The sequence below is a fragment of the Bacillus sp. V26 genome, from assembly GCF_034296245.1.
Lineage (GTDB): Bacteria > Bacillota > Bacilli > Bacillales > Bacillaceae > Bacillus > Bacillus halotolerans.
Genome location: NZ_JAXKQF010000031.1, coordinates 1 through 223 on the forward strand (window position 1 = coordinate 1; position 223 = coordinate 223).

At 47.1% G+C, this 223-nt stretch carries 1 rRNA gene; it reads right to left on the reverse strand.

The features are described from left to right. Positions 1 to 93: ribosomal RNA gene (rrf, locus tag UJ203_RS20855) — 5S ribosomal RNA — on the reverse strand; the annotation flags it as partial. Positions 94 to 223 lie beyond the last annotated feature (130 nt).

The following is a 223-nucleotide window of genomic DNA, read 5'->3' on the forward strand; positions in this document are numbered from 1 at the left end:
CTATAAAAACTCCCGACTACCATCGGCGCTGAAGAGCTTAACTTCCGTGTTCGGCATGGGAACGGGTGTGACCTCTTCGCTATCGCCACCAAACAATTGAGAGTGTTCTCTCAAAACTAGATAACAGGTGTGACATCATTAGACATTAGGTTAAGTCCTCGATCGATTAGTATCTGTCAGCTCCATGTGTCGCCACACTTCCACCTCAGACCTATCAACCTGA